Below are 22,504 nucleotides of genomic sequence, written 5' to 3'. Positions count from 1 at the left end.
TCCCTCCTAGGAGACGACGCCGGGCGTCAGGGCCGTCGCGACGACCAGGAGGACGCCCACCGCGAGGGGGGCCAGGTTCCAGCTGCGCTGAACCTTCTCCTGCCGGTCCACGTCGAGCCGGCCGGTCTCGACCAGGTCCTGCCAGTGCGAGCGGACGAGATACGCCGCGTGGCCGGAGTCGGTGTTCTTCAGGTCGCCGGGTCGCACCGACCCACCGGGTCCGTAGCTCGTCGACGGGAGGTTCGTCAGGTGCTCCACCTTGCCGGAGTGCGTGCCCCACACGCCGGGAGCGGGAGCTGCCCAGGCGGTGTACCCGCGCGACGGCGTGACCAGTTTGAGGGCGTACCTGGTATCGACGTCGACCAGGGCGTTCCACGGGACGCGCACCGTGACCAGGGGGTTGCGGAGCGTGACGGCGTCCTCGGCGACGAGGACCGCCGGATACCAGAACAGCCACCACCCCCCGTAGGCGATGCCGAGGAGCGGCCACGCGGTCAGCAGGCCGGCCGGGCCGTCCGTCGCCACGACGGAGGCGAGGCCCCCTGCGGTCACCAGTACGGCGAGACCCGTGAACCACCTGCTGGTCCGCGCCTTGAAGACGGTGGCTCCGGCCACACTCGAGCTGTCCATGGCTCCATGGTCCCAGCACCGACGCCGCCCGCGGCAATCGAGGAGCCCCGGCCCACCGGCGCGGGCTCCGCCACGAAGGAGAACCCCTCATGAGTACACAGGTCATCGGCGGTACGCCAGAAGCCGGAGCGGGCGGCCCGGCAGCGCAGGGGCCCGTGCTCGAGGTCCGCAACCTCTGCGTGGACTTCGGCGTCGACAAGCAGTGGGTACCCGCCGCCATCGACCTGAACTACGAGGTCAACGCGGGTGAGGTCCTGGCGATCGTGGGCGAGTCGGGCTCCGGCAAGAGCGCGAGCTCGATGTCGCTCCTCGGCCTCCTGCCCTCCAACAGCCGCGTGACGGGGGAGGTGCTGCTCAACGGCAAGTCCGTCCTCACGATGTCCCCTGCGAAGCTGCGGCAGATCCGCGGCAACGACGTGGCGGTCATCTTCCAGGAGCCGATGACGGCGCTCAATCCCGTCTACACCGTCGGCTTCCAGATCGTCGAGACCCTGCGGCTGCACAACGAGATCTCGCCGGACGAGGCCAGGCAGCGCGCCCTGCGCCTCCTGCAGATGGTGGAACTGCCCGATCCCGACAAGGCCTTCCGCTCGTACCCCCACCAGCTCTCCGGCGGGCAGCGGCAGCGTGCCATGATCGCGCAGTCCCTCTCCTGCGACCCCAAGCTGCTGATCGCCGACGAGCCCACCACGGCCCTCGACGTCACCGTGCAGGCCGAGATCCTCGACCTCATGAGGAACCTGCGGAACCAGCTCAACAGCGCCATCGTGCTCATCACGCACGACATGGGTGTGGTGGCCGACCTCGCGGACCGGATCGCGGTGATGCGCAAGGGGCGCATCGTCGAGACCGGCACGGCGGAGCAGATCTTCAACAATCCGCAGCACGAGTACACCAAGGCGCTGCTGGCTGCCGTGCCGCACCTCGGGCAGGGCGACGGGAACGACGACGTCGACATCACCGCGGCGCTGGCGGCGGCGACGCACACCGAACTCCAGTCGGTGGACCACGCCGAACTCGAGCGGCGGGAGAACGAGGTCCTCGCGCAGCTCGACGACGAGGTGCGGGTCACCGCGCCGTCGGCCGAGCCCGTGCTCGAACTGGTCGATGTCGCCATCGAGTACCCGAAACAGGGCCGCGTGCCTGCCTTCCGGGCGGTCGAGGGGGCGAACCTCACGGTGTATCCCGGACAGGTCATCGGACTGGTGGGCGAGTCCGGCTCGGGCAAGACGACCATCGGGCGGGCGGCTGTGGGACTGCTGCCCGTCGCAGCGGGTTCCCTGAAGGTCGTGGGCACCGACATCTCGGGCTTCCGTCCGTCGTCGAAGGAGCTGGGCGCCGTGCGACGGCACGTCGGCATGGTCTTCCAGGACCCGTCGTCGTCCCTGAACCCGCGGCTGCCCATCGGCGAGAGCATCGGCGAGCCCATGTTCCTCGCCGGCGAGGCGAAGGGCGGTGCCCTGCAGAAGCGCATCGAGACGCTGCTGGACCAGGTGGAGCTCCCTCGCTCCTATCGGAACCGGTACCCCCACGAGCTCTCGGGAGGGCAGAAGCAGCGCGTGGGTATCGCCCGGGCGCTCTCGCTCCGGCCGAAGCTCATGGTCGCGGACGAGCCGACGTCGGCCCTGGACGTGTCGGTGCAGGCGAAGGTGCTGGAACTGTTCCAGAACCTGCAGCGCGAACTCGGTTTCGCCTGCCTGTTCGTCACCCACGACCTCGCCGTGGTGGACGTCCTCGCCGACTACATCTGCGTCATGAAGCGCGGGCGGATCGTCGAGCAGGGCAGCCGTGACCAGATCCTGCGCAGACCGCAGGATCCGTACACCCAGCGCCTCCTGGCCGCCGTACCGCTGCCGGATCCGGCCAAGCAGCGGGAGCGCCGCGAACTCCGGGCGAAACTCATGGCGACGAGCGACTGACAGCGCGCGCTCCAGCAGGGGATCGCCGGGTGCTCGCGGAAGGCCGTCCTGATGCCTCAGGGCGGGCTTTCGCGTGCCGGGCCCGGGGTGGCCGGCCGGCGGTCGCCGCCGTGGTCCCACAGGGCGCTGTACAGTATTCGAGGCCGAATCCCGCCAGTCGTTATTCAAGCGTGACCAGCACGCGCCGGTACCGCTGGCCTGCGGAAAGACCCGGATGCCGCCTCCTGTCGGGACCCGGTTCAGCGCCCAGCCTCCCCAGATGTTCAGGGAAGCAACGAAACGGGCATATGATTTTTCGGTGTGAGTTGGCTCTCGCTCTCTGCGGAGCCACTAGACCGGCCACATCAGCGCCGGAAGAACCCAATACCTAGGAGGCGGAATGCGTTTCACGCGCACTTCCAAGATGCTCAGTGTCGCGGCCATCGCCGCGCTGTCGCTGAGTGCATGCGGCGGCGGAAGCAATGAATCCGGCACGAGCGAAGGCACCACCGATGCCGTCATCGTGGTGGACGGATCCGAGCCCCAGAACCCGCTGATCCCCACCAGCACCAACGAGGTGGGTGGCGGCGCCATCCTCGACCTCATCTTCGCCGGGCTGGTCAGCTACGACGCCGACGGTAAGCCGGAGAACGAGATGGCCGAGTCCATCGAGACCGAGGACGCCCAGAACTACACGATCACGCTCAAGGAGGGGAAGACCTTCACCAACGGCGATCCCGTCACCGCGAGCTCCTTCGTGGATGCCTGGAACTACGGAGCCGCCGCCAAGAACGCGCAGCTCTCCAGCTACTTCTTCGAGAGCATCGAAGGGTACGAGGAAGCCAGCGCCGAGGGCTCCACCGTGGAGACCATGAGCGGGCTCACCGTCGTCGACGACCGCACCTTCACCGTCAAGCTCTCGCAGCCCGAGTCCGACTGGCCGCTGCGCCTCGGCTACAGCGCGTTCTTCCCGCTGCCCGCCGCCGCCCTCGAGGACCCCGCGGCGTTCGGCGAGAACCCGATCGGCAACGGCCCGTACAAGTTCGCCGCCGAGGGTGCCTGGCAGCACAACCAGCAGATCGAACTCGTCCCCAATGACGAGTACGAGGGCCCGCAGGAAGCGCAGAACGGCGGCGTGACGTTCAAGATCTACCAGAACGACACGACGGCGTACCAGGACCTCATCTCGGACAACCTGGATGTCCTGAAGACGATCCCCACGAGCGACATCAAGAACTTCAAGAACGACCTCGGCGAGCGCTCGATCGAGTCGCCGTACGCGGGCAACCAGACGATTGCGATCCCGTACTACCTCCCGAACTGGGAGGGTGAGGCCGGCAAGCTCCGCCGCCAGGCGCTGTCGATGTCGATCAACCGCGACGAGATCACCGAGGTCATCTTCAACGGTGGCCGCGAGCCCGCCAAGGACTTCACCGCCCCCGTGCTCGAGGGCTACAGCGACGAACTGCCGGGGAGCGAGAACCTCGAGTACAACCCCGAGCAGGCCAAGAAGCTCTGGGAGGACGCCGAGAAGATCGCGCCCTACGACGAGTCGCAGCCCCTGACCATCGGCTACAACGCCGACAAGGGCGACCACAAGACCTGGGTCGAGGCCGTGGTGAACAACATCAAGAACAACCTCGGCATCGAGGTCGCGGGCAAGCCGTACGCGACGTTCAAGGAAGCGCGCACCGAAGCCACGGAGGAGACCCTCACCGGTGCACTGCGCGCCGGCTGGCAGGCCGACTACCCGTCGCTGTACAACTTCCTCGGGCCCATCTACGCCACGGGTGCCGGCTCCAACGACGCCCGCTACAGCAACCCCGAGTTCGACCAGCAGCTGACCGACGGTCTCGCCGCCAGCACTGTCGAAGAGGGCAACGAGGCGATGAACGCGGCGCAGGAGGACCTCCTCGAGGATCTCCCGGCCATCCCGCTGTGGTACCAGGTCGCCCAGGGCGGCTGGAGCAGCAACGTGGACAACGTCGAGTTCGGCTGGAACGGTGTTCCGCTCTACTACGCCATCACCGGCAAGTAACCCCTAACGGACGAGGGGGCCTGCCCGCCTGCGGGCAGGCCCCTTTTCCGTGCTCCAACGAAAAGGTCCAACACCTCATGAGCAACCCCCACCTGCGTCCCGTGCGGACGCCGTCGGCATCGGGAGGTCGGCGCTGATGGTCTGGTACATCGTCCGACGTTTCCTCCAGCTGATCCCCGTTTTCCTCGGTGCCACCCTGCTGGTGTACTTCCTGGTCTTCAGCCTCCCCGGTGACGCCACCGCCGCGATCTGCGGCGAGCGCGGCTGCACCCCCGCCGTCGTGGCCGGCCTGCGCGAGCAGTACAACCTCGACCAGCCGTTCTGGATCCAGTACCTGCTCTACCTCAAGGGCGTCCTGACCTTCGATCTCGGGACGAACTTCTCCGGCCGGCCGATCGCGACCATCATCGCGGAGGTCTTCCCGACCACTGCGAAGCTCGCCATCATGGCCCTCGTCATCGAGGCCGTGTTCGGGATCGTCTTCGGCCTCATCGCCGGTCTCCGCAAGGGGAAGATCTTCGACTCCTCCGTCCTCGTCCTCTCCCTGATCGTGATCGCGGTCCCCATCTTCGTGCTCGGCTTCCTCATGCAGTTCCTGATCGGCGTGAAGCTGCAGTGGACCAATCCGACCGTGAGCGGCGACGCCACCTTCACGGAGCTGCTCCTGCCGGCGGTGGTGCTCGGGCTCGTGTCCTTCGCCTACGTCCTCCGCCTCACCCGCACGAGCATCATCGAGAACGTCAACGCGGACTACGTGCGCACGGCAACGGCCAAGGGCCTCAGCCGCCGCCGCGTCGTCGTCGTCCATGTCCTCCGCAACTCGCTGATCCCGGTGGTGACCTTCCTCGGCGCCGACCTCGGCGCCCTCATGGGAGGCGCGATCGTCACCGAGGGCATCTTCAACGTCAACGGCGTCGGCAACACCCTCTACCGTGCCGTGCTCAACGGGGACGGGCCGATGGTCGTCTCGATCGTCACGTTCCTCATCCTCATCTTCTGCCTGGCGAACCTGCTGGTGGATCTCCTGTACGCGTGGCTGGACCCAAGGATTCGATATGCCTGAACCAACACACACCTCACCCGGCACGCAGGGCCCGGCGCCCGTGGTCCGCACCAAGACCTCCGCCTACCCGATCGAGCACTTCGTCGCGAACGTCGACGAGACGCCGGTCCGCGCGACGGACAGTACGGTGTCCGACGCCGCCCCCCGCAGTCTCTGGGGGGAGGCCTGGCGCAGCCTGCGCAAGCAGCCGCTGTTCATCATCAGCGCCGTCCTGATCCTCGCCGTCATCTTCGTGGCACTCTTCCCCGGTGTCTTCACCAACGAACCGCCCAACGAGAACTGCCTGCTCGAGAACTCCGACGGCGGGCCCGTCGCGGGACACCCGCTCGGCTTCACGGTCCAGGGCTGCGACATCCTCTCCCGCGTCGTCTACGGCACGCAGTCGTCCCTCACGGTCGGGCTGTTCGCCACCCTCGGCGTGGTCCTGATCGGTGGCCTCATCGGCGCCCTCGCCGGCTTCTTCGGTGGCTGGGTCGACGCGATCCTCGCCCGCATCGGCGACATCTTCTTCGCTCTCCCGCTCATCCTCGGTGCGATCGTCGTCGTGCAGCTGCCGGTCTTCCAGCAGAACCGCAACGTCTGGACGCTCGTCGTCATCCTCGTCACGTTCGGCTGGCCCCAGATCGCCCGCATCACGAGGGCCGCCGTGATCGAGGTACGCAACGCCGACTTCGTGACCGCGGCGCGCTCGCTCGGGGTGTCGCCGCTCGGTGCCCTCGTCAAGCACGTCATCCCGAACGCCCTGGCACCGGTCATCGTCATCGCGACCATCTCGCTCGGGACGTTCATCGTCGCGGAGTCCACGCTGTCCTTCCTCGGGATCGGGCTCCCGCCGGACGTCATGTCCTGGGGGAATGACATCTTCTCGGCGAAGCCCTCGCTGCGGAGCAACCCCATGGCCATCTTCTGGCCGGGCCTCGCCCTGTCCATCACCGTTCTGAGCTTCATCATGCTGGGCGACGCCCTGCGTGACGCTCTCGACCCGAAGGCGCGCAAGCGATGAGCCACAGCACAGGTCACCAGACCGCCACGCCCCAGCCGCTCCTCGAGCTCCGGGACCTGGCCATCACCTTCTCGACGTCGAACGGGGACGTACCGGCGGTGCGCAACGCGCACCTGACCGTCATGCCCGGCGAGACCGTCGCGATCGTCGGGGAGTCCGGGTCCGGGAAGTCGACGACGGCGCTGGCCGCGATCGGCCTCCTGCCCGCCAACGGACGCGTGTCCAACGGCAGCATCATCTTCGACGGCGAGGACATCACCCACGCCTCGGAGAAGCGGATCGTCGAGCTCCGGGGTTCGTCCATCGGCATGGTGCCGCAGGACCCGATGTCCAACCTCAATCCGGTCTGGAAGATCGGCTTCCAGGTGCGCGAGACGCTGAAGGCCAACGGCCTGCCGAGCGGGCCGCAGGACGTCGCGAAGGTACTCGCGGAGGCGGGCCTGCCCGACGCCGCATCGCGCGCCAACCAGTACCCGCACGAGTTCTCCGGCGGGATGCGCCAGCGCGCCCTGATCGCCATCGGGCTCTCCTGCAGGCCGCGCCTGCTCATCGCGGACGAGCCGACGTCGGCCCTGGACGTGACGGTGCAGCGGCAGATCCTCGACCACCTCGACACCATGACGGAGGAGCTCGGCACCGCGGTGCTGCTCATCACCCATGACCTCGGCCTCGCGGCCGAGCGCGCCCACAAGGTGATCGTCATGTACAAGGGTCAGGTCGTGGAGGCCGGGCCCGCGCTCGAGCTGCTCACCAACCCGCGCCACCCCTACACGCAGAAGCTGGTGGCCTCGGCGCCGTCGATCGCCTCCCGCCGGATCGAGTCGGCGAAGAAGGCCGGTGTCCGGACGCAGGACCTGCTGGCACCCTCGGTCACGGCAACCGTCGCGCTCGACCGGGTGATCGAGGTCGAGGACCTGACGAAGGTCTTCAAGATCCGCGGCAGCTGGGGCACGTCGACCGACTTCACCGCGGTGGACAAAGTGTCCTTCTCGATCGCCCGCGGCACCACCACGGCCGTCGTCGGCGAGTCCGGATCCGGGAAGTCGACCGTCGCGAAGATGGTCCTCGGCCTGGAGGGGGCGACGTCGGGCAGCATCCGGTTCGACGGCGTGGACATCACGACGCTCGGGCGCAAGGAGATGTTCGACTTCCGCCGCCGCGTGCAGCCGATCTTCCAGGACCCCTACGGCTCGCTCGATCCGATGTACAACATCTACCGGACCATCGAGGAGCCCCTGCGGGTCCACGGTGTCGGTACGGCGAAGACGCGCGAGAAGAAGGTCCGGGAGCTCCTCGACCAGGTGGCCCTGCCGTCCGCGATGATGCAGCGCTTCCCGAACGAGCTCTCGGGCGGGCAGCGCCAGCGCGTGGCGATCGCGCGTGCGCTGGCCCTCGACCCGGAGGTCGTCATCTGCGACGAGGCCGTCTCGGCACTCGACGTGCTCGTGCAGGCGCAGATCCTGAACCTGCTCGCCGACCTGCAGTCCGAGCTCGGGCTCAGCTACCTCTTCATCACGCACGACCTCGCCGTGGTCCGGCAGATCGCCGACCACGTGGCCGTGATGGAGAAGGGGAAGCTCGTGGAGCAGGGCACCACCGACCAGGTGTTCGACAACCCGACGACCGCGTACACCCAGGCGCTCCTCGCAGCGATCCCGGGTGCTGCCCTCGAGCTGCCGCCCGAGGTCGCCTAGTCCCACCGCGCATCGCGCGGCGCGGCCCGAGCCGGCCGCAGCACCACGACGACGGCGGTCCTCCACCCGGAGGGCCGCCGTCGTTCTGTGCCGGTACCGATCCGGACAGCCGTTGACAGGCCGCATTAGGTCTGTTTTTCCCCAGCGCCTAGACTGGTAAGAGGGCGTGCAGTGCAGCCGCCGTCAATTTCCCCGCAGTAGATACCGAATTGAGTAATCACGCATGTCTGAAACCACAGGCAACACCGCTGTCCGCAGCGATCTCCGCAACGTAGCCATCGTGGCCCACGTTGACCACGGAAAAACCACCCTGGTCGACGCCATGCTGAAGCAGACCAATTCGTTCGCGGCCCACGGCGACGTGGCCGACCGCGTCATGGACTCGGGCGACCTCGAGCGCGAGAAGGGCATCACCATCCTCGCGAAGAACACCACGGTGTTCTACGACGGCCCCGCGGCCAAGGGCGAGACCATCACCATCAACGTCATCGACACCCCGGGCCACGCCGACTTCGGCGGCGAGGTGGAGCGCGGGCTGTCCATGGTCGACGGCGTCGTCCTGCTCGTCGATGCGTCCGAGGGCCCGCTGCCCCAGACGCGCTTCGTGCTCCGCAAGGCCCTCGCGGCCAAGCTTCCCGTCATCCTCCTGGTCAACAAGACGGACCGGCCGGACTCCCGCATCGAGGAGGTCGTCAGTGAGTCGATGGACCTGCTCCTCGGACTCGCCTCCGACCTCGCCGACGAGGTGCCCGACCTGGACCTCGACCTCATCCTGAACGTGCCGGTCGTCTACGCGGCGGCCCGCGTGGGTGCCGCGTCGATCGAGCAGCCGGCGAACGGCAGCGCGCCGTCCAACGACAACCTGGAACCGCTGTTCCAGACGATCATCGACCACATCCCCGCGCCCCGCTACAACCCGGACGGTGTCCTCCAGGCGCACGTCACCAACCTCGACGCCTCGCCGTTCCTCGGCCGCCTCGCTCTGCTCCGCATCTTCAACGGCACGCTCCGTAAGGGCCAGCAGGTCGCCTGGGCCCGTCAGAACGGTGAGCTCAAGACCGTCAAGATCACCGAGCTGCTCGCCACGAAGGCCCTCGACCGTGTCCCCACCGACTCCGCGGGACCCGGCGAGATCGTCGCCGTCGCCGGTATCGAGGGCATCACCATCGGCGAGACCCTGACGGACGTCGACAATCCCCAGCCGCTGCCGCTCATCACGGTCGACGACCCCGCGATCTCCGTCACCATCGGGATCAACACCTCGCCGCTGGCCGGCAAGGTCAAGGGTGCAAAGGTCACCGCGCGCCAGGTCAAGGACCGCCTCGACAAGGAGCTCATCGGCAACGTCTCGCTCCGCGTGCTCCCCACCGCCCGCCCCGACGCCTGGGAGGTCCAGGGCCGCGGCGAGCTCGCGCTGGCCATCCTCGTGGAGCAGATGCGCCGCGAAGGCTTCGAGCTCACGGTCGGCAAGCCGCAGGTGGTCACCAGGACCATCGACGGCAAGATCCACGAGCCGATGGAGCACATGACCATCGACGTCCCCGAGGAGTACCTCGGCGGCGTCACGCAGCTCATGGCCGCCCGCAAGGGACGCATGACCAACATGGCGAACCACGGTACCGGCTGGGTCCGTATGGAGTTCATCGTGCCCGCACGAGGCCTGATCGGCTTCCGCACCCGCTTCCTCACGGACACGCGCGGCGCCGGTATCGCCGCGTCCATCTCCGAGGGCTACGAGCCATGGGCCGGTGACATCGAGTACCGCACCAACGGGTCGATGATCGCCGACCGCGCCGGTGTCGTGACCCCGTTCGCGATGATCAACCTGCAGGAGCGCGGCTCCTTCTTCGTCCAGCCCACCTCCGAGGTGTACGAGGGCATGATCGTCGGCGAGAACTCACGCGCCGACGACATGGAGGTCAACATCACGAAGGAGAAGAAGCTCACCAACATGCGTGCGGCTTCCTCGGACACCTTCGAGAACCTGACGCCGCCGCGGAACCTCACGCTGGAGGAGTCGCTCGAGTTCGCCCGCGAGGACGAGTGCGTGGAGGTCACGCCGGAGTCCATCCGGATCCGCAAGGTCATCCTGGACGCCAACGAGCGCATGCGCGCATCGCGTTCACGCGCCCGCGCCTGATCACGGCTGTCCCCGCGCACCATGGTCCCTGACGACGCCGGCACCTCCCCAGCAGGGGAGGGCCGGCGTTCGTCGTTCCCGTTCGGGGATGGTCCCGGTCGGTCGACCGCGGGCGTCGCGCCCGCGGGACCGTCCCGGGAGGCGTCCGACGCCGCGAGCGGCGCTCCTCCCGGCCGTATCCCGTCGATCCTCGGGAGTGTGGCTGCGGGAGTCGTGGCGGCGGTCTTCGGTACCCTGCTGCACGGGCAGCTCCTGTACGTCGGCTCCGCCGCGATCCCGATCGGCGCGCTCGGGGCCCTGGTCCTCGCCGCGAGCCTCTTCCTGCTCAGCGGACTGTGGGCACGCACCGTGATCCAGACGGCCGTCGCGGGGGCCGTGGCCTACGGCGTCGTGGCCCTGATCTCGACGTCCCCGAAGACCCTGATTCTCACCGGCGCCTCGGAGTCGGCCCCTGGGACGGCACTGGCCGGCAACCTGTGGCTCTTCGGTGTGCTGGTCGTGACGCTCGGCGCCGTCGTGGTGGGGAGCATCGTGCTGAGGCCGGTCGGGTCCGCGCGCCGGAGGACCTGACGGGACGGTGTCCGATCCTCAGTCCGCGGTGCGGTCCAGATGGTGCGCGAGCATGATCGACGTGGCTGTGCCGTCTGGGTCCGGTTCGCGCCGCGCATAGTCCTCGAAGACCTCGCGGATGCGTCCCATCATCTCGGCGCGGTGGGAGTCGTTGAGCTTGATGCCCATCCGCCAGACGTCGATGTCGGCGGGCTGCAGGCCCTCGATCTCCTGCAGGAACGTCTCGACGAGGACGGGCGCGGCATTGGGGATGCGGCTGTTCCAGGAGAGGCCGGTGGCGCGGTAGGGGATCTCCTTCGCACCGCGGTTGCCCGTTCTGGCGTCGTCCGCGGCGAGGAAGCCCGTGGACAGCAGGGTCCGGACATGATGGAGGGCCGTTGCCGGATTCAGCTCCAGGATCTCTGCGATCTCCTTGTTGGTCCTCGCCTTGTGGAGGCACAGGCGCAGGATGCGGATCCTGACCGGTGAGCTGAGTGCCCGCCCTCGGGCCTGGAGATCCTCGTCGACAGTCATCCCCCGATTGTACGGGCACCCGGGTCATTGATTGATAGGTCCCAATCACTGTGACGGGTGATGACGTGCCGCCACACCGCCTCCGGCCAGCGCCCGACCAGCACCCCACCAACACCCCACCAGCACCCGGTCGGCGCGTGGTCAGCGCCTCGGCGCCCGCCGAGGGGGCGGAGGTGGCACGGCCCGCGCGGCGGTGATGTCGGCGAGCGGGACGACGACGTCCCCCCGCCGCGTCCGCACCGTGCACGAGCCGGGATCGAGCGCCACCAGGTCCCCGAGGGAGTCCGAGAACCCGTCCCCGTCGCGGCGGCGCACCACCACCCTCGTGCTGAGGGGGAGCGAGGCGAGGAGGTCGGCGGGGTTCTGCACGCGTCAAGCGTAGGCGCACTGCACCTCCGACGTGCCGGCGGGTGGACCAGCGATCTCCGTGGATCCGGTCCGGGCGGGGCGGGGCCTTGCGTTAAGCTGGAAGCCGTACCCCAGGGTGCGTCAGCCGACCCCAGTCACCAGGAAAGGCGTGGGAAGTGACCTACGTAATCGCGCAGCCATGCGTGGATGTCAAGGACAAGGCCTGTATCGAGGAATGCCCTGTCGACTGCATCTATGAGGGCGAGCGGTCGCTCTACATCCACCCCGACGAGTGCGTGGACTGCGGTGCGTGTGAACCCGTGTGCCCGGTGGAGGCCATCTACTACGAGGACGACACCCCCGAGCAGTGGGCCGAGTACTACAAGGCCAATGTCGAGTTCTTCGACGTGCCCGCTCCGGCCGGTGCGGCGCTCGGGTCGCCCGGCGGAGCGGCGAAGGTCGGCAACGCCGGGTTCGACCACCCGATCATCGCGGCGCTCCCGCCCCAGAACCAGCCCGCCTAGGTGGTGGCCGGGGAGCCGAGACCGTTCGGCCTACAGCTGCCGGACTACCCGTGGGACGCCATGGCGCCCTACCGGGAGATCGCCGCACGGCACCCCGACGGCATCGTCGACCTGTCGATCGGCACCCCCGTGGATCCCACGCCCGGCCTCATCCAGGACGCCCTGGCCTCGGCGGCGGACGCTCACGGCTACCCGACGACCCACGGGACGCAGGCACTCCGTGAGGCCATCAGCGACTGGTTCGCGCGCCGCAGGGGAGTGACCGACCTCGATCCGCAGGACATCCTGCCAACTGTCGGTTCCAAGGAGCTCGTGGCGTGGCTGCCCCTGCTGCTGGGCCTGCGGGCCGGTGACGTCGTGGTGCGTCCCACGGTCGCCTATCCCACGTACGACGTCGGGGCCCACCTCGCCGGCGCCACCCCGGTCGCGGCCGACTCCCTCGACGAGCTCCCCGACGACGTCCGCGCACGCGTCCGGCTCGTGTGGATCAACTCGCCCGGCAATCCGACCGGAGAGGTGCTGGACGTCCCAGCGCTGAAGACGGTCGTCGACGACGCCCGTGCGCTCGGTGCCGTCGTCGCCTCGGACGAGTGCTACGGCGAACTGGGCTGGGGTGCGTGGGATCCCGCCGACGGCGGGGAACCGGTCCCGAGCGTGCTCGACCCGCGGGTCTCCGGCGGCTCGCACGCGAACCTCCTCGCGGTGTACTCGCTGAGCAAGCAGTCGAATGTCGCCGGGTATCGGGCCGCCTTCACGGCCGGCGACCCGGCGATCGTCGCCAACCTCGTCAACTCGCGCAAGCACGCCGGCATGATCGTGCCGTATCCGGTGCAGGAGGCCATGCGCACAGCCCTGGCGGACGATGCCCACGTCGCCGCGCAGAAGGACCTCTACCGCCGTCGTCGGGGGGTGCTCGTCCCCGCCCTGGAGCGCGCGGGCTTCACCGTCTCGGGTTCGGTGGCGGGCCTGTATCTCTGGGTGACCAACGGGCAGGGGACCTGGGACACCATCGGCATGCTGGCCGGGCTCGGGATCCTCGCGGGTCCCGGCGTGTTCTACGGGGACGCGGGGAACGGCTTCGTCAGGGTCGCCCTGACGGGCACAGACGAGCGGGTCGATGCGGCCGCCGCCCGGCTGGCGGACACTCTCCGCTGAGGACGCGTGCCGTTGCTGTTCCACAACGAAGGCCAGCAGGATTAGTGGTGGAGGGCTGCCGGACGGTAGCGTTTCAGCTGAATATGCGATCGCCGGAACGACGCGTGTCCTCCTGCGCAGCGATGATCGTGGCGACACCCCCGCTCCAGCTCCTGAAGGAGAATCAATGACAGAGCAGAAAGCTGCCTCCCTGCACTACGACGGAGGAGAGCTCAGCCTGCCGCTGGTGCCCGCTGTCGAGGGCAACAACGGCTACGACGTGTCGAAGCTGCTCAAGCAGACCGGCCAGGTCACCTTCGACCCCGGTTTCATGAACACCGCGGCCACCAGCTCCGCGATCACGTACATCGACGGCGACGCAGGGATCCTGCGGTACCGCGGCTACCCGATCGAGGAGCTCGCGAAGAACTCCAGCTTCCTCGAGGTGTCCTACCTCCTCATCTACGGCAACCTGCCCACGCCCGAGGAACTCGGCGCGTTCGACGGCCGGATCCGCCGCCACACGCTGCTGCACGAGGAGCTCAAGGGCTTCTTCGGCGGCTTTCCCCGCGACGCGCACCCGATGCCCGTGCTGTCCTCCGCCGTCTCGGCGCTGTCCACGTTCTACCAGGACTCCCTCGATCCGTTCGACGACGAACAGGTGGAGCTCTCGACGTTCCGCCTGATGGCGAAGCTGCCCGTCATCGCCGCCTACGCCCACAAGAAGTCCATCGGACAGCCGATGCTGTACCCGGACAACTCGATGAACCTCGTCGAGAACTTCCTGCGGCTCTCCTTCGGCCTGCCCGCCGAGCCGTACGATCTCGATCCGATGATGGTCAAGGCACTGGACCTGCTGCTCATCCTGCACGCCGACCACGAGCAGAACTGCTCGACGTCGACCGTCCGCCTCGTCGGAAGCTCCAACGCGAACATGTTCGCGTCCGTCTCTGCGGGGATCAACGCCCTGTTCGGCCCGCTGCACGGCGGGGCCAACGAGGCCGTGCTCAACATGCTGCGCGACATCCAGGCCAAGGGCATGCAGCCCGAGGACTTCATGGAGAAGGTCAAGAACAAGGAAGACGGCGTGAAGCTCATGGGCTTCGGGCACCGCGTCTACAAGAACTACGATCCGCGCGCGAAGATCGTCAAGGCCACGGCGCACGACATCCTCAGCAAGCTCGGCGGGAACGACGAGCTGCTGGACATCGCGATGAGGCTCGAGGAGAAGGCGCTGGCGGACGACTACTTCATCGAGCGCAAGCTGTACCCGAACGTGGACTTCTACACGGGCCTCATCTACAAGGCCATGGGATTCCCGGAGAAGATGTTCACCGTCCTGTTCGCCATCGGCCGCCTGCCCGGGTGGATCGCCCAGTGGCGCGAGATGATGCAGGATCCGCAGACGAAGATCGGCCGTCCGCGCCAGCTCTACACGGGTGAGGGCGAGCGCCACTACCCGGCCAACTAGCACCGCAGTACGGACCGTACGACGACGGCCGCCCACCTCGCGAGGTGGGCGGCCGTCGTCGTGGTACCGGGGCGTCAGGCGTTCTGGTGCGTGGTCGCGTAGCCTTGCGGGTTGTTCCGCTGCCAGCGCCAGTGGTCCTCGCACATCTCGGCGAGCGTGCGGGCGGCGGACCAGCCGAGGTCGGCGAGGGCCGAGGAGGGGTCCGCGTAGCTGACGGCGGCGTCCCCGGGGCGGCGGGGGGCGAACTCGTACGGGATCTCGCGGCCCACGGCTGCCGAGAAGGCGGCGAGGACCTCGAGGACCGAGGACCCGTTGCCGGTGCCGAGGTTCCAGGTGTGCACGCCGCCGTGGGCCACGAGGTAGTCCAGCGCGGCGAGGTGGCCGGCGGCGAGGTCGACGACGTGGATGTAGTCGCGGACCCCCGTGCCGTCCGGCGTCGGGTAGTCGTTGCCGAACACCAGGACCTTCTCGCGGCGCCCCACGGCCACCTGCGCCACGAACGGGAGGAGATTGTTCGGGATGCCGGTGGGGTCCTCGCCGATCGTGCCGGAGGAGTGCGCGCCCACCGGGTTGAAGTAGCGCAGCAGGGCGATGTTCCAGCGGGCATCCGCCGCCCCGAGGTCGCTGAGGATGTCCTCGATCTGCTCCTTGGTGCGTCCGTAGGGGTTGACGGCGTCGAGCGGGAGCTTCTCCGTGAGCGGTACTTCCTCGGACGCCCCGTAGACCGTGGCGGAGGAGCTGAACACGAGCGTGCGCACTCCGGCGTCGTCCATGACGCGCAGGAGGTTCAGCGTCCCGCCCACGTTGTTGTGGTAGTAGTACAGCGGCTTCTCCACCGACTCGCCGACCGCCTTCAGTCCCGCGAAGTGGATCACGGCGTCGACCTGCTCCTCCGCGAAGATCGCGCGGAGCCGGGCCTCGTCGAGGAGGTCGGCGTGGTGGAACACCGGGGAACGGCCGGCGAGGGTGGCGACTCGCTGCAGGGAGGTCTCGGTGGAGTTCAGCAGGTTGTCGACGACGACGACGTCGTGGCCGTTCTCGAGCAGGGTCAGGACGGTGTGCGAGCCGATGTAGCCACTGCCACCGGTAACGAGGATCTTCATGCTCCCATCCTAGGCGGGCGCTCACTCGGGCCCGCGGGATGACGGCGTCCCCGGCGGTCCCTGCACCTCTGGAGCGTCGTGGATCCGGAGGCTACTGTAGGACCAGCATGACCGGTCCGAAGGAGGCCCATGTCGTACCCCGACCCCGGCTACAGCACGTACTTCACCGTGGACACCTCGGAGGTGCTGCTCGTGGCGCTCTACCTGAGGGACTGCGCGGACTTCCGGGGGCTCGGGAGGCCGGCGCTGCCGCCGGTCACTCCTGCGGTCCGCCCGGTGGACCTCCGGCGCCTGGTGGAACCCTTCGGGGGGTCGGCCACACTGCGTGTCGAGTGGGAGGCGTGGTGGCACAGCCTCCTGTCGCACCGCATCAGTGACGCCGTCCTCCCGGTCCCGCCGCGCTTCGAGGCGCTCGACGGCATGGAGGCGCTGAAGGCCCTCCTGCGGGCCCGTGTCGGGGCGGCGACCGACTGGGCCGAGGAGCGGTGCGCGGAGTACGCCCTGCACGCCGGCTCACGCGGGGCCGAGAGCATCGAGTACCTGCTGTCCCGCATGATCCAGGAGCGCGAACTCGAACTGGGCCGGGCGGCGCGGCGGTTCACGCTCCAGGTGATCGAGCTGCCCCTGGGGGTGCGCCGCGCCTGGTGGGTGGAACCGGACAAGCTCCTCATGTGCCAGGAACTGTTCGACGACGAACAGTCCTTCCGCAGTTACGTGGAGCCCGTGATCAGGATGCTGGCCTGACCTGCCCGTGACTCAGGGAGTGGCGCCCGCGACGGTGATGGTCACGATCCCCGGCTCCGTCCCGACCGTGCTCCAGCCGCCCTCGGCCCGGTCCCACTCCAGGCCCGAGTGGGAGACCGAGGTGATGTGGAGGGTCGAGGCATTCGCGACGGCCCACTGTGCGGCCGCCCACCCGAGGTCGCCGGAGACGTCCAGCCTCAGGAGGGTGCCGTCGGCGGTGCCGCCCAGCGGCCCGAAGGCCTCGTCAGCGGCGGCGGAGACCGCGAGGACATCACCCGTCGTCGCCGGGTCGCGGAGCGTGCAGTCCAGTGCGGCGGGTGAGTTGCCCGTCAGGGCCGAGGCGAACGCGCGGCCCTCGGGCTCGTGGTCGGCGTAGGCCTCCGGGAAGGCCGAGCGCTGCACGGTCTGCGCGGCCTCGGTGATGGGCAGGTCCTCGTAGCCCGGGACCTGCACGAGTGCGTCGTAGAACGCGCCGGTGGCGTAGGCGGGCCTCATGATCTGCTCCTCGGTACCCCACCCCTGGGACGGACGCTGCTGGAACAGCCCCCGGGAATCCGGCCCGGCGTCGTCGCCGTAGTCGATGTTCTCCAGGCCCGACTCCTGGATGGCGGTCGCGATCGCGATCGACGCAGCGCGGGCGGGCAGCCCGCGCTGCACCGCGATCCCCGAGATGAGGGCGGCATTCCCGGCCTGCGTCGGAGTGAGCTCGAAGGTGTCGGCGCCCACCGTGGCGCTGCACCGCTCACGGACCAGGACCTCACTCCGGTCCAGCTGGGTCACCGCCAGCCCGGCGCCGCCCACGACGACGACACCGAGCACCGTGAGCATCGCCGCCGTCCGGACGCGCCGTCGACGCCGCCTGACGGCTGCGGACGGAGATCGGGGGGTCACGGGTCAGTTGGCATGCAGTGCCGGGTTGAGCGCGATGCCCTCACCCGTCCGCGGCTGCGCCTCCACGGCTCCGGTCGTGGAATTGCGACGGAACAGGATGCCGGGCTCGCCGGAGAGGTTCTTCGCCTTCACGACGCTCCCGTCCTGCAGCGTGACCTTGGTGCCGGCCGTCAGGTAGAGGCCGGCCTCGACCACGCAGTCGTCGCCGAGCGAGATGCCGACTCCGGCCTCGGCGCCGAGCAGGCAGCGCTCGCCGATGGTGATGCGTTCCGTGCCGCCGCCCGAGAGGGTGCCCATGATCGAGGCACCCCCGCCGATGTCCGAACCGTCACCGACGACGACGCCGGCCGAGATCCGGCCCTCGACCATGGAGTGGCCGAGGGTCCCGGCGTTGAAGTTCACGAACCCCTCGTGCATGACCGTGGTGCCCTCCGCGAGGTGCGCGCCGAGGCGCACGCGGTCCGCGTCGGCGATCCGCACACCGGCCGGCACCACGTAGTCCACCATGCGGGGGAACTTGTCCACCCCGTACACGGCGACGGGTCCACGGGCGCGCATGGCGGCCCGCACCGTCTCGAAGCCCTCGGCGGCGGCGGGGCCGTGGTTCGTCCAGACGACATTGGCGAGGAGACCGAAGACACCGTCGAGGTTCACGGTGTTGGGCTGGACCAGCCGGTGCGAGAGAAGATGCAGCCGCAGGTAGGCGTCCTCGGTGCCGGCCGGTGCGTCGTCCAGCTCGATGGTGATCTCGACGACGCGCTGGGAGACTCCCCGGGCTGTGTCGACGCCGGCCCTTGCCAGTGCCTCGAGGGTGTCGCGGAGACCGGACCCGGTCGCGCCTGCCGCTCCGCCGATGGTTCCGTCCGAGGGCGCCTCTCCCAGCCAGGGTGCGGGGAACCAGGTGTCGAGGACCACGCCGTCCGTGGTGACCGTGGCAAGGCCCAGACCACCGGCCGGCCGCCGGGACTCGCCGGGCAGGGGTGGGTTCGGCAGGGGAGTCGTCATGGGCAGCAGTCTACCGAGCGATAGTGTTTGAGCATGATTCAGACACCCTCCCCGGCGCTCGATCCGACCGCCGACGTGGCGCACCTGACCGCACGCCTGATCGATCTCGAGAGCGTCTCGGGGGGCGAGCGCGGGATCGCCGACGCCATCGAGCAGGTCCTGCGGCCCCTCACGCACCTCGAGGTGGTGCGCGACGGCGACTGCGTGATGGCCCGCACCACCCTCGGGCGCGCCGAACGCGTGATCCTGGCCGGGCACATCGATACCGTCCCGCTGCCCACGGCGGGTGGATCCCGGGGCACGGTCCCCTCGACCTGGGACGGGGACGTCCTCTACGGGCGCGGCGCCACGGACATGAAGGGCGGGGTCGCGGTGCAGCTGGCGCTCGCGGCCGCCCTGACGGATCCGACGCGCGACATCACGTTCGTCTTCTACGACCACGAGGAGGTCGAGGCGTCCCTGAGCGGGCTCGGCCGCGTCGCGGCCTCCTTCCCGGACTGGCTCGTCGCGGATTTCGCCGTGCTGCTGGAGCCTACGGACGGGACGGTCGAGGGCGGCTGCAACGGCACCGCCCGCTTCGACGTGCGCGTCGCGGGCCGCGCCTCGCACTCGGCCCGTGCTTGGATGGGCGTCAACGCCATCCACGGCGCGGCGGAGATCCTCGTGCGCCTGCGCGACCACGAGCCGGCGACCGTGCACGTCGACGGCCTGGACTACCGCGAGAGCCTCAACGCCGTGAAGATCGTCGGCGGGACCGCCGGCAACGTCATCCCGGACAGCGCGGTGATCGAGGTGAACTACCGGTTCGCCCCCGACAAGAGCCCGGAGCAGGCCGAGGAGTACGTGCGGGCGCTGCTCGAGGGGTTCGAGGTGGAGCGCACCGACGCCGCTGCCGGGGCGCGTCCGGGACTGCAGCATCCCGCTGCCGCAGCCTTCGTCGCCGCCGTGGGGGCGGAGCCGAAACCCAAGTACGGCTGGACGGACGTTGCACGGTTCAGTGCCCTCGGCGTGCCTGCGGTGAACTTCGGGCCGGGTGACGCGCTCCTCGCGCACACCGACGACGAGCACGTGCACGCCGACGCCGTCCGTGCGTGCCTCCGAGCGCTCACCACCTGGCTCTCCTGACAGCACCCTCGACAGCACCGTCGACAGCACCGACGAGGAAGGACCCGGTTCTCCTGAACCGGGCCCTTCCTCGTCCGTGCTGCGTGCCCGGCAGGACAGGCCGGTCGCCGCAGCGTGGTGTGTGTCAGGTGGCGGCCGCCTCCGGCACGAGGGGGCCGGGCGCCACGGGCTTGCGGCCCTTCGTCCTGAAGCTCAGGAGGACCGACAGCCGGGTCGCGAGGGTCGACAGCGCGAAGTTGATGAGGATGAAGATCGCTGCCGCGACGAGCAGCGAGGGGATGACATTGCCCTCTCCGACGCCGAGCCGACGGGTGAACTGCAGCAGTTCGGGGTAGGTGATGATGAAGCCGAGCGCCGAGTCCTTCAGGATCACCACGAACTGGCTGACGAGCGCCGGCAGCATCGCGATGAGTGCCTGTGGCACCTCGATGTTCCGCAGCGACTGGTTGCGGGTCAGGCCGATCGCCATGCCCGCCTCGCGCTGGCCCCGGGGCAGGCCGTGGACGCCGGAGCGGACGAGTTCGGCGATCACGGAGCCGTTGTAGAGCGTGAGCGCGACGACGACGGCGATCAGGGGCGCGTCCTGCGGCTTCACGGCGCCCGAGCTGCCGAGGGCGAGCCAGAAGAAGATCATCATCAGCAGGACGGGTACGGCCCGCAGCACCTCGACGACGGAACCGGCGACCGCGCGGATCGGTGCGGAGTGGGACAGGCGTCCCACGCCGAAGATCAGGCCGAACAGGACGGCCGTGACGATCGAGATCCCTGCGGCCTTCAGGGTGTTCACGAGACCGGGGAGGATGAAGAACTCCCAGGTGCGGGACTCCAGGAACGGTGTCCACATGCTCGCGGCGAGCTGGCCCTTGCCGGCCAGTGCCGACAGGATCCAGGCGAGGACGGCGACGGCGACGAGGACACCCACGATGTTGCCGATGAGGATGACACGCCGCGCGCGCGGACCCGGTGCGTCGAAGAGGACCTGCTGCGCGCTCATCGTGCCACCGCCAGTCTGCGTGAGGCCCACGTGGTGAGGAGCCCGATGGGAATCACCAGGATCACGAACCCGAGGGCGAACGTGAGGAAGATGGGGATGACCAGGTCCGAACGGAACTCGATCATGGTCTTCATGAGTCCGGAGGACTCCGTGGCGACGGACCCCGCGGCGGCGACCGTCGAATTCTTGATGAGCGCGATCAGCACGTTCCCGAGCGGGGCGATGGCTCCACGGAACGCCTGCGGCAGGATGATGAGGCGCGCGGCGGGCAGGAAGCTCAGGCCGATGGCCCGGGCGGCTTCCGCCTGGCCGAGCGGGACGGTGTTGACGCCGCTGCGGATCGCCTCGCACACGAAGGCCGCGTGGTAGAGCGCGAGGCCCAGGATGGCGATCCGGAACAGGCTCGCGTTCAGATCGCTCGCCAGGCTGATCTGCATGACGGAGAACAGGCCGAGGAAACCGAACGCGAGGATGATGGTCAGCGGCGTGTTGCGGAAGATGTTGACGTACGCCGCCCCGAACCACTGGAGGCTCGGGATCGGGGAGATGCGGAATAGGGCCAGCACCGTACCGATGACGAGCGCGAAGATGGCCGCCCAGAACGACAGCTGGATGTTGACCCAGAACGCGGCGGGTACGTCATAGGTCTCGAACAGCGACAGGTAGTTCTCCACGGTTCACCTCTTTCCTGGTGGGGAACATGGCACGGGTGGGGCGGTCCGTGCGGACCACCCCACCCATGGGAGTGATGCTAGGCGCAGGGCGCCGGGGTGGGCGGGTTGAGATCCGCGTTGAACTCGTAGTCGGCCCCTTCGGTGTTGCTCGTGATCGCGTCCTCCCACGCGCCGTCCTCGATCATCTTCGTGATGGCCGCGTTGACCTCCTCGCAGCGCTCGGTGCTGCCCTTCGGCAGGCCGACACCGTAGTTCTCCTCCGAGAACGTGTTGCCGACGACCTTGAACTTGCCGGCGTTGGCCTCCTGCGCGGCGAGGCCGGCGAGGATGATGTCGTCGGTGGTGACGGCGTCGATCTGGCCGCCACCCATCGCCGTGACGCACTCGGCGTAGCCGGGCTGCTCGACGAGCTGGACACCGGGGTACTGGTCCTTGATCTTCTGCGCCGAGGTGGAGCCGGTGACCGAGCAGAGGTTCTTGCCCTCGAGGTCCTCGGGCCCGGTGATGTCGCTGTCGGTCGGGACGAGCAGGTCCTGGCCGGCCACGAAGTACGGCCCGCCGAAGTCGACGGTCTCCTTGCGGGTGTCCGTGATGGAGTAGGTCGCGAAGATCATGTCGACCTGGTTGTTCGAGAGCAGGTTCTCGCGGTTGGCCGACGGCGCCTCGACGAACTCGATCTGGTCCTCGCCGAAGCCGAGTTCGTTCGCCACGTACGTCGCGACGTCGACGTCGAAGCCGGAGTAGGTGCCGCCCTCGTCGTAGCCGAGGCCCGGCTGGTCGAACTTGATGCCGATGCGGACCATCTCGCCGCCGGACTCGCCGCCCTCGCTCTCGGCGCTGTCTCCGCCACCACAGGCGGACAGTGTCAGTGCGGCCACCGCGGCCACCGCGGCTGCTGCGTATCGGGTCTTCTGCATGGGTGCTCCTTGTGTTGCGGCCCCG

General features: G+C 68.8%; 21 protein-coding genes. 12 read left to right on the top strand and 9 right to left on the bottom strand.

Annotated elements, in window-relative coordinates:
* Window positions 1-6: 6 nt before the first annotated feature.
* The gene (locus NVV32_RS11920; RefSeq protein ID WP_422390299.1) at window positions 7-630 is read right to left on the bottom strand and encodes a PH domain-containing protein; all 624 of its coding nucleotides are present in this window, start codon (window positions 628-630) and stop codon (window positions 7-9) included.
* Between the two features lie 89 nt (window positions 631-719).
* Between NVV32_RS11920 and NVV32_RS11915 the strand changes: the two genes are divergently transcribed.
* From NVV32_RS11915 to NVV32_RS11885, 7 genes are all read left to right on the top strand, one after another.
* The gene (locus NVV32_RS11915) at window positions 720-2,549 is read left to right on the top strand and encodes an ABC transporter ATP-binding protein (RefSeq protein ID WP_422390298.1); all 1,830 of its coding nucleotides are present in this window, start codon (window positions 720-722) and stop codon (window positions 2,547-2,549) included.
* Window positions 2,550-2,928: 379 nt separating this feature from the next.
* A complete protein-coding gene (locus NVV32_RS11910) occupies window positions 2,929-4,566 on the top strand; it encodes a peptide ABC transporter substrate-binding protein (protein ID WP_055768521.1) in 1,638 nt (545 codons plus the stop codon).
* A 136-nt stretch (window positions 4,567-4,702) separates the two neighbouring features.
* Window positions 4,703-5,629, top strand: coding sequence for an ABC transporter permease (locus NVV32_RS11905; RefSeq protein ID WP_055768523.1), 927 nt, complete (start codon window positions 4,703-4,705; stop codon window positions 5,627-5,629).
* Window positions 5,622-6,632, top strand: coding sequence for an ABC transporter permease (locus NVV32_RS11900; RefSeq protein WP_082471290.1), 1,011 nt, complete (start codon window positions 5,622-5,624; stop codon window positions 6,630-6,632). The genes NVV32_RS11905 and NVV32_RS11900 overlap by 8 nt, the downstream gene beginning before the upstream one ends.
* Window positions 6,629-8,326 carry an ABC transporter ATP-binding protein gene (locus tag NVV32_RS11895; protein WP_422390297.1) on the top strand — a complete coding sequence of 566 codons (1,698 nt, stop codon included), beginning with the start codon at window positions 6,629-6,631 and terminating at the stop codon, window positions 8,324-8,326. Before NVV32_RS11900 ends, NVV32_RS11895 begins: the two co-directional genes overlap by 4 nt.
* A 223-nt stretch (window positions 8,327-8,549) precedes the next feature.
* Window positions 8,550-10,466, top strand: coding sequence for a translational GTPase TypA (gene typA, locus NVV32_RS11890; RefSeq protein WP_055768529.1), 1,917 nt, complete (start codon window positions 8,550-8,552; stop codon window positions 10,464-10,466).
* A gap of 21 nt (window positions 10,467-10,487) precedes the next feature.
* Window positions 10,488-11,036, top strand: coding sequence for a hypothetical protein (locus NVV32_RS11885; RefSeq protein ID WP_422390296.1), 549 nt, complete (start codon window positions 10,488-10,490; stop codon window positions 11,034-11,036).
* An 18-nt stretch (window positions 11,037-11,054) separates the two neighbouring features.
* Here NVV32_RS11885 and NVV32_RS11880 read toward each other — a convergent pair whose 3' ends face one another.
* Together NVV32_RS11880 and NVV32_RS11875 are read right to left on the bottom strand one after the other, a co-directional pair.
* Entirely contained in the window at window positions 11,055-11,549 is a 495-nt protein-coding gene (locus NVV32_RS11880; protein ID WP_055768535.1) for an ArsR/SmtB family transcription factor, read from the bottom strand.
* Between the two features lie 141 nt (window positions 11,550-11,690).
* Window positions 11,691-11,918: a hypothetical protein gene (locus tag NVV32_RS11875; protein ID WP_055768538.1), complete on the bottom strand. Its 228-nt coding sequence runs from the start codon at window positions 11,916-11,918 to the stop codon at window positions 11,691-11,693.
* A gap of 155 nt (window positions 11,919-12,073) precedes the next feature.
* On the opposite strand from NVV32_RS11875, the gene fdxA reads away from it, so the two are divergent.
* The 3 genes from fdxA (at window position 12,074) to NVV32_RS11860 (ending at window position 15,026) form a co-directional block, all read left to right on the top strand.
* Entirely contained in the window at window positions 12,074-12,421 is a 348-nt protein-coding gene (gene fdxA / locus NVV32_RS11870; RefSeq protein WP_055768541.1) for a ferredoxin, read from the top strand.
* 60 nt (window positions 12,422-12,481) lie between these two features.
* On the top strand, window positions 12,482-13,576 hold the full coding sequence (gene dapC, locus NVV32_RS11865) for a succinyldiaminopimelate transaminase (protein WP_235498677.1): 1,095 nt from the start codon (window positions 12,482-12,484) through the stop codon (window positions 13,574-13,576).
* 166 nt (window positions 13,577-13,742) lie between these two features.
* Entirely contained in the window at window positions 13,743-15,026 is a 1,284-nt protein-coding gene (locus NVV32_RS11860) for a citrate synthase (protein ID WP_422390295.1), read from the top strand.
* A 74-nt stretch (window positions 15,027-15,100) separates the two neighbouring features.
* Here NVV32_RS11860 and galE read toward each other — a convergent pair whose 3' ends face one another.
* Window positions 15,101-16,129: a UDP-glucose 4-epimerase GalE gene (gene galE / locus NVV32_RS11855; RefSeq protein ID WP_422390294.1), complete on the bottom strand. Its 1,029-nt coding sequence runs from the start codon at window positions 16,127-16,129 to the stop codon at window positions 15,101-15,103.
* 129 nt (window positions 16,130-16,258) lie between these two features.
* Between galE and NVV32_RS11850 the strand changes: the two genes are divergently transcribed.
* Window positions 16,259-16,873 carry a hypothetical protein gene (locus NVV32_RS11850; protein WP_422390293.1) on the top strand — a complete coding sequence of 205 codons (615 nt, stop codon included), beginning with the start codon at window positions 16,259-16,261 and terminating at the stop codon, window positions 16,871-16,873.
* A 12-nt stretch (window positions 16,874-16,885) separates the two neighbouring features.
* On the opposite strand, the gene NVV32_RS11845 is transcribed toward NVV32_RS11850, so the two are convergent.
* Both NVV32_RS11845 and dapD read right to left on the bottom strand, forming a co-directional pair.
* Entirely contained in the window at window positions 16,886-17,701 is an 816-nt protein-coding gene (locus NVV32_RS11845) for a hypothetical protein (protein ID WP_422392040.1), read from the bottom strand.
* Window positions 17,702-17,767: 66 nt separating this feature from the next.
* Window positions 17,768-18,769, bottom strand: a complete 1,002-nt coding sequence (gene dapD, locus NVV32_RS11840) for a 2,3,4,5-tetrahydropyridine-2,6-dicarboxylate N-succinyltransferase (RefSeq protein WP_422390292.1) — start codon at window positions 18,767-18,769, stop codon at window positions 17,768-17,770.
* 33 nt (window positions 18,770-18,802) lie between these two features.
* On the opposite strand from dapD, the gene dapE reads away from it, so the two are divergent.
* Window positions 18,803-19,894, top strand: coding sequence for a succinyl-diaminopimelate desuccinylase (dapE, locus tag NVV32_RS11835; RefSeq protein WP_055768561.1), 1,092 nt, complete (start codon window positions 18,803-18,805; stop codon window positions 19,892-19,894).
* A gap of 124 nt (window positions 19,895-20,018) precedes the next feature.
* Here the strand turns inward: dapE and NVV32_RS11830 are convergent, their stop codons facing one another.
* From NVV32_RS11830 to NVV32_RS11820, 3 genes are all read right to left on the bottom strand, one after another.
* On the bottom strand, window positions 20,019-20,888 hold the full coding sequence (locus NVV32_RS11830; protein WP_055768564.1) for an amino acid ABC transporter permease: 870 nt from the start codon (window positions 20,886-20,888) through the stop codon (window positions 20,019-20,021).
* On the bottom strand, window positions 20,885-21,562 hold the full coding sequence (locus NVV32_RS11825; protein WP_055768566.1) for an amino acid ABC transporter permease: 678 nt from the start codon (window positions 21,560-21,562) through the stop codon (window positions 20,885-20,887). The genes NVV32_RS11830 and NVV32_RS11825 overlap by 4 nt, the downstream gene beginning before the upstream one ends.
* Before the next feature lie 77 nt (window positions 21,563-21,639).
* Window positions 21,640-22,479 (bottom strand): glutamate ABC transporter substrate-binding protein, encoded by an 840-nt coding sequence (locus tag NVV32_RS11820; RefSeq protein WP_422390291.1) that lies wholly within the window; start codon window positions 22,477-22,479, stop codon window positions 21,640-21,642.
* Window positions 22,480-22,504 lie beyond the last annotated feature (25 nt).

Source organism: Arthrobacter sp. N1 (assembly GCF_048288285.1).
GTDB lineage: Bacteria > Actinomycetota > Actinomycetes > Actinomycetales > Micrococcaceae > Arthrobacter_D.
The sequence above is the reverse complement of the archived record's forward strand: the minus strand, read 5'-3'. Positions and strand labels throughout refer to the sequence as shown.

Bases quoted from the DNA above. Each gene is read 5' to 3' on its own strand.
- NVV32_RS11905 (WP_055768523.1), top strand. From the start codon at position 4,703: ATGGTCTGGTACATCGTCCGACGTTTCCTCCAGCTGATCCCCGTTTTC.
- NVV32_RS11895 (WP_422390297.1), top strand. From the start codon at position 6,629: ATGAGCCACAGCACAGGTCACCAGACCGCCACGCCCCAGCCGCTCCTC.
- NVV32_RS11830 (WP_055768564.1), bottom strand. From the start codon at position 20,888: ATGAGCGCGCAGCAGGTCCTCTTCGACGCACCGGGTCCGCGCGCGCGG.
- NVV32_RS11900 (WP_082471290.1), top strand. From the start codon at position 5,622: ATGCCTGAACCAACACACACCTCACCCGGCACGCAGGGCCCGGCGCCC.
- dapE (WP_055768561.1), top strand. From the start codon at position 18,803: ATGATTCAGACACCCTCCCCGGCGCTCGATCCGACCGCCGACGTGGCG.
- NVV32_RS11910 (WP_055768521.1), top strand. From the start codon at position 2,929: ATGCGTTTCACGCGCACTTCCAAGATGCTCAGTGTCGCGGCCATCGCC.
- NVV32_RS11920 (WP_422390299.1), bottom strand. From the start codon at position 630: ATGGACAGCTCGAGTGTGGCCGGAGCCACCGTCTTCAAGGCGCGGACC.
- dapD (WP_422390292.1), bottom strand. From the start codon at position 18,769: ATGACGACTCCCCTGCCGAACCCACCCCTGCCCGGCGAGTCCCGGCGG.
- NVV32_RS11820 (WP_422390291.1), bottom strand. From the start codon at position 22,479: ATGCAGAAGACCCGATACGCAGCAGCCGCGGTGGCCGCGGTGGCCGCA.
- galE (WP_422390294.1), bottom strand. From the start codon at position 16,129: ATGAAGATCCTCGTTACCGGTGGCAGTGGCTACATCGGCTCGCACACC.
- NVV32_RS11885 (WP_422390296.1), top strand. From the start codon at position 10,488: ATGGTCCCTGACGACGCCGGCACCTCCCCAGCAGGGGAGGGCCGGCGT.
- NVV32_RS11860 (WP_422390295.1), top strand. From the start codon at position 13,743: ATGACAGAGCAGAAAGCTGCCTCCCTGCACTACGACGGAGGAGAGCTC.
- typA (WP_055768529.1), top strand. From the start codon at position 8,550: ATGTCTGAAACCACAGGCAACACCGCTGTCCGCAGCGATCTCCGCAAC.
- dapC (WP_235498677.1), top strand. From the start codon at position 12,482: ATGGCGCCCTACCGGGAGATCGCCGCACGGCACCCCGACGGCATCGTC.
- NVV32_RS11845 (WP_422392040.1), bottom strand. From the start codon at position 17,701: ATGCTCACGGTGCTCGGTGTCGTCGTCGTGGGCGGCGCCGGGCTGGCG.
- NVV32_RS11915 (WP_422390298.1), top strand. From the start codon at position 720: ATGAGTACACAGGTCATCGGCGGTACGCCAGAAGCCGGAGCGGGCGGC.
- NVV32_RS11880 (WP_055768535.1), bottom strand. From the start codon at position 11,549: ATGACTGTCGACGAGGATCTCCAGGCCCGAGGGCGGGCACTCAGCTCA.
- NVV32_RS11850 (WP_422390293.1), top strand. From the start codon at position 16,259: ATGTCGTACCCCGACCCCGGCTACAGCACGTACTTCACCGTGGACACC.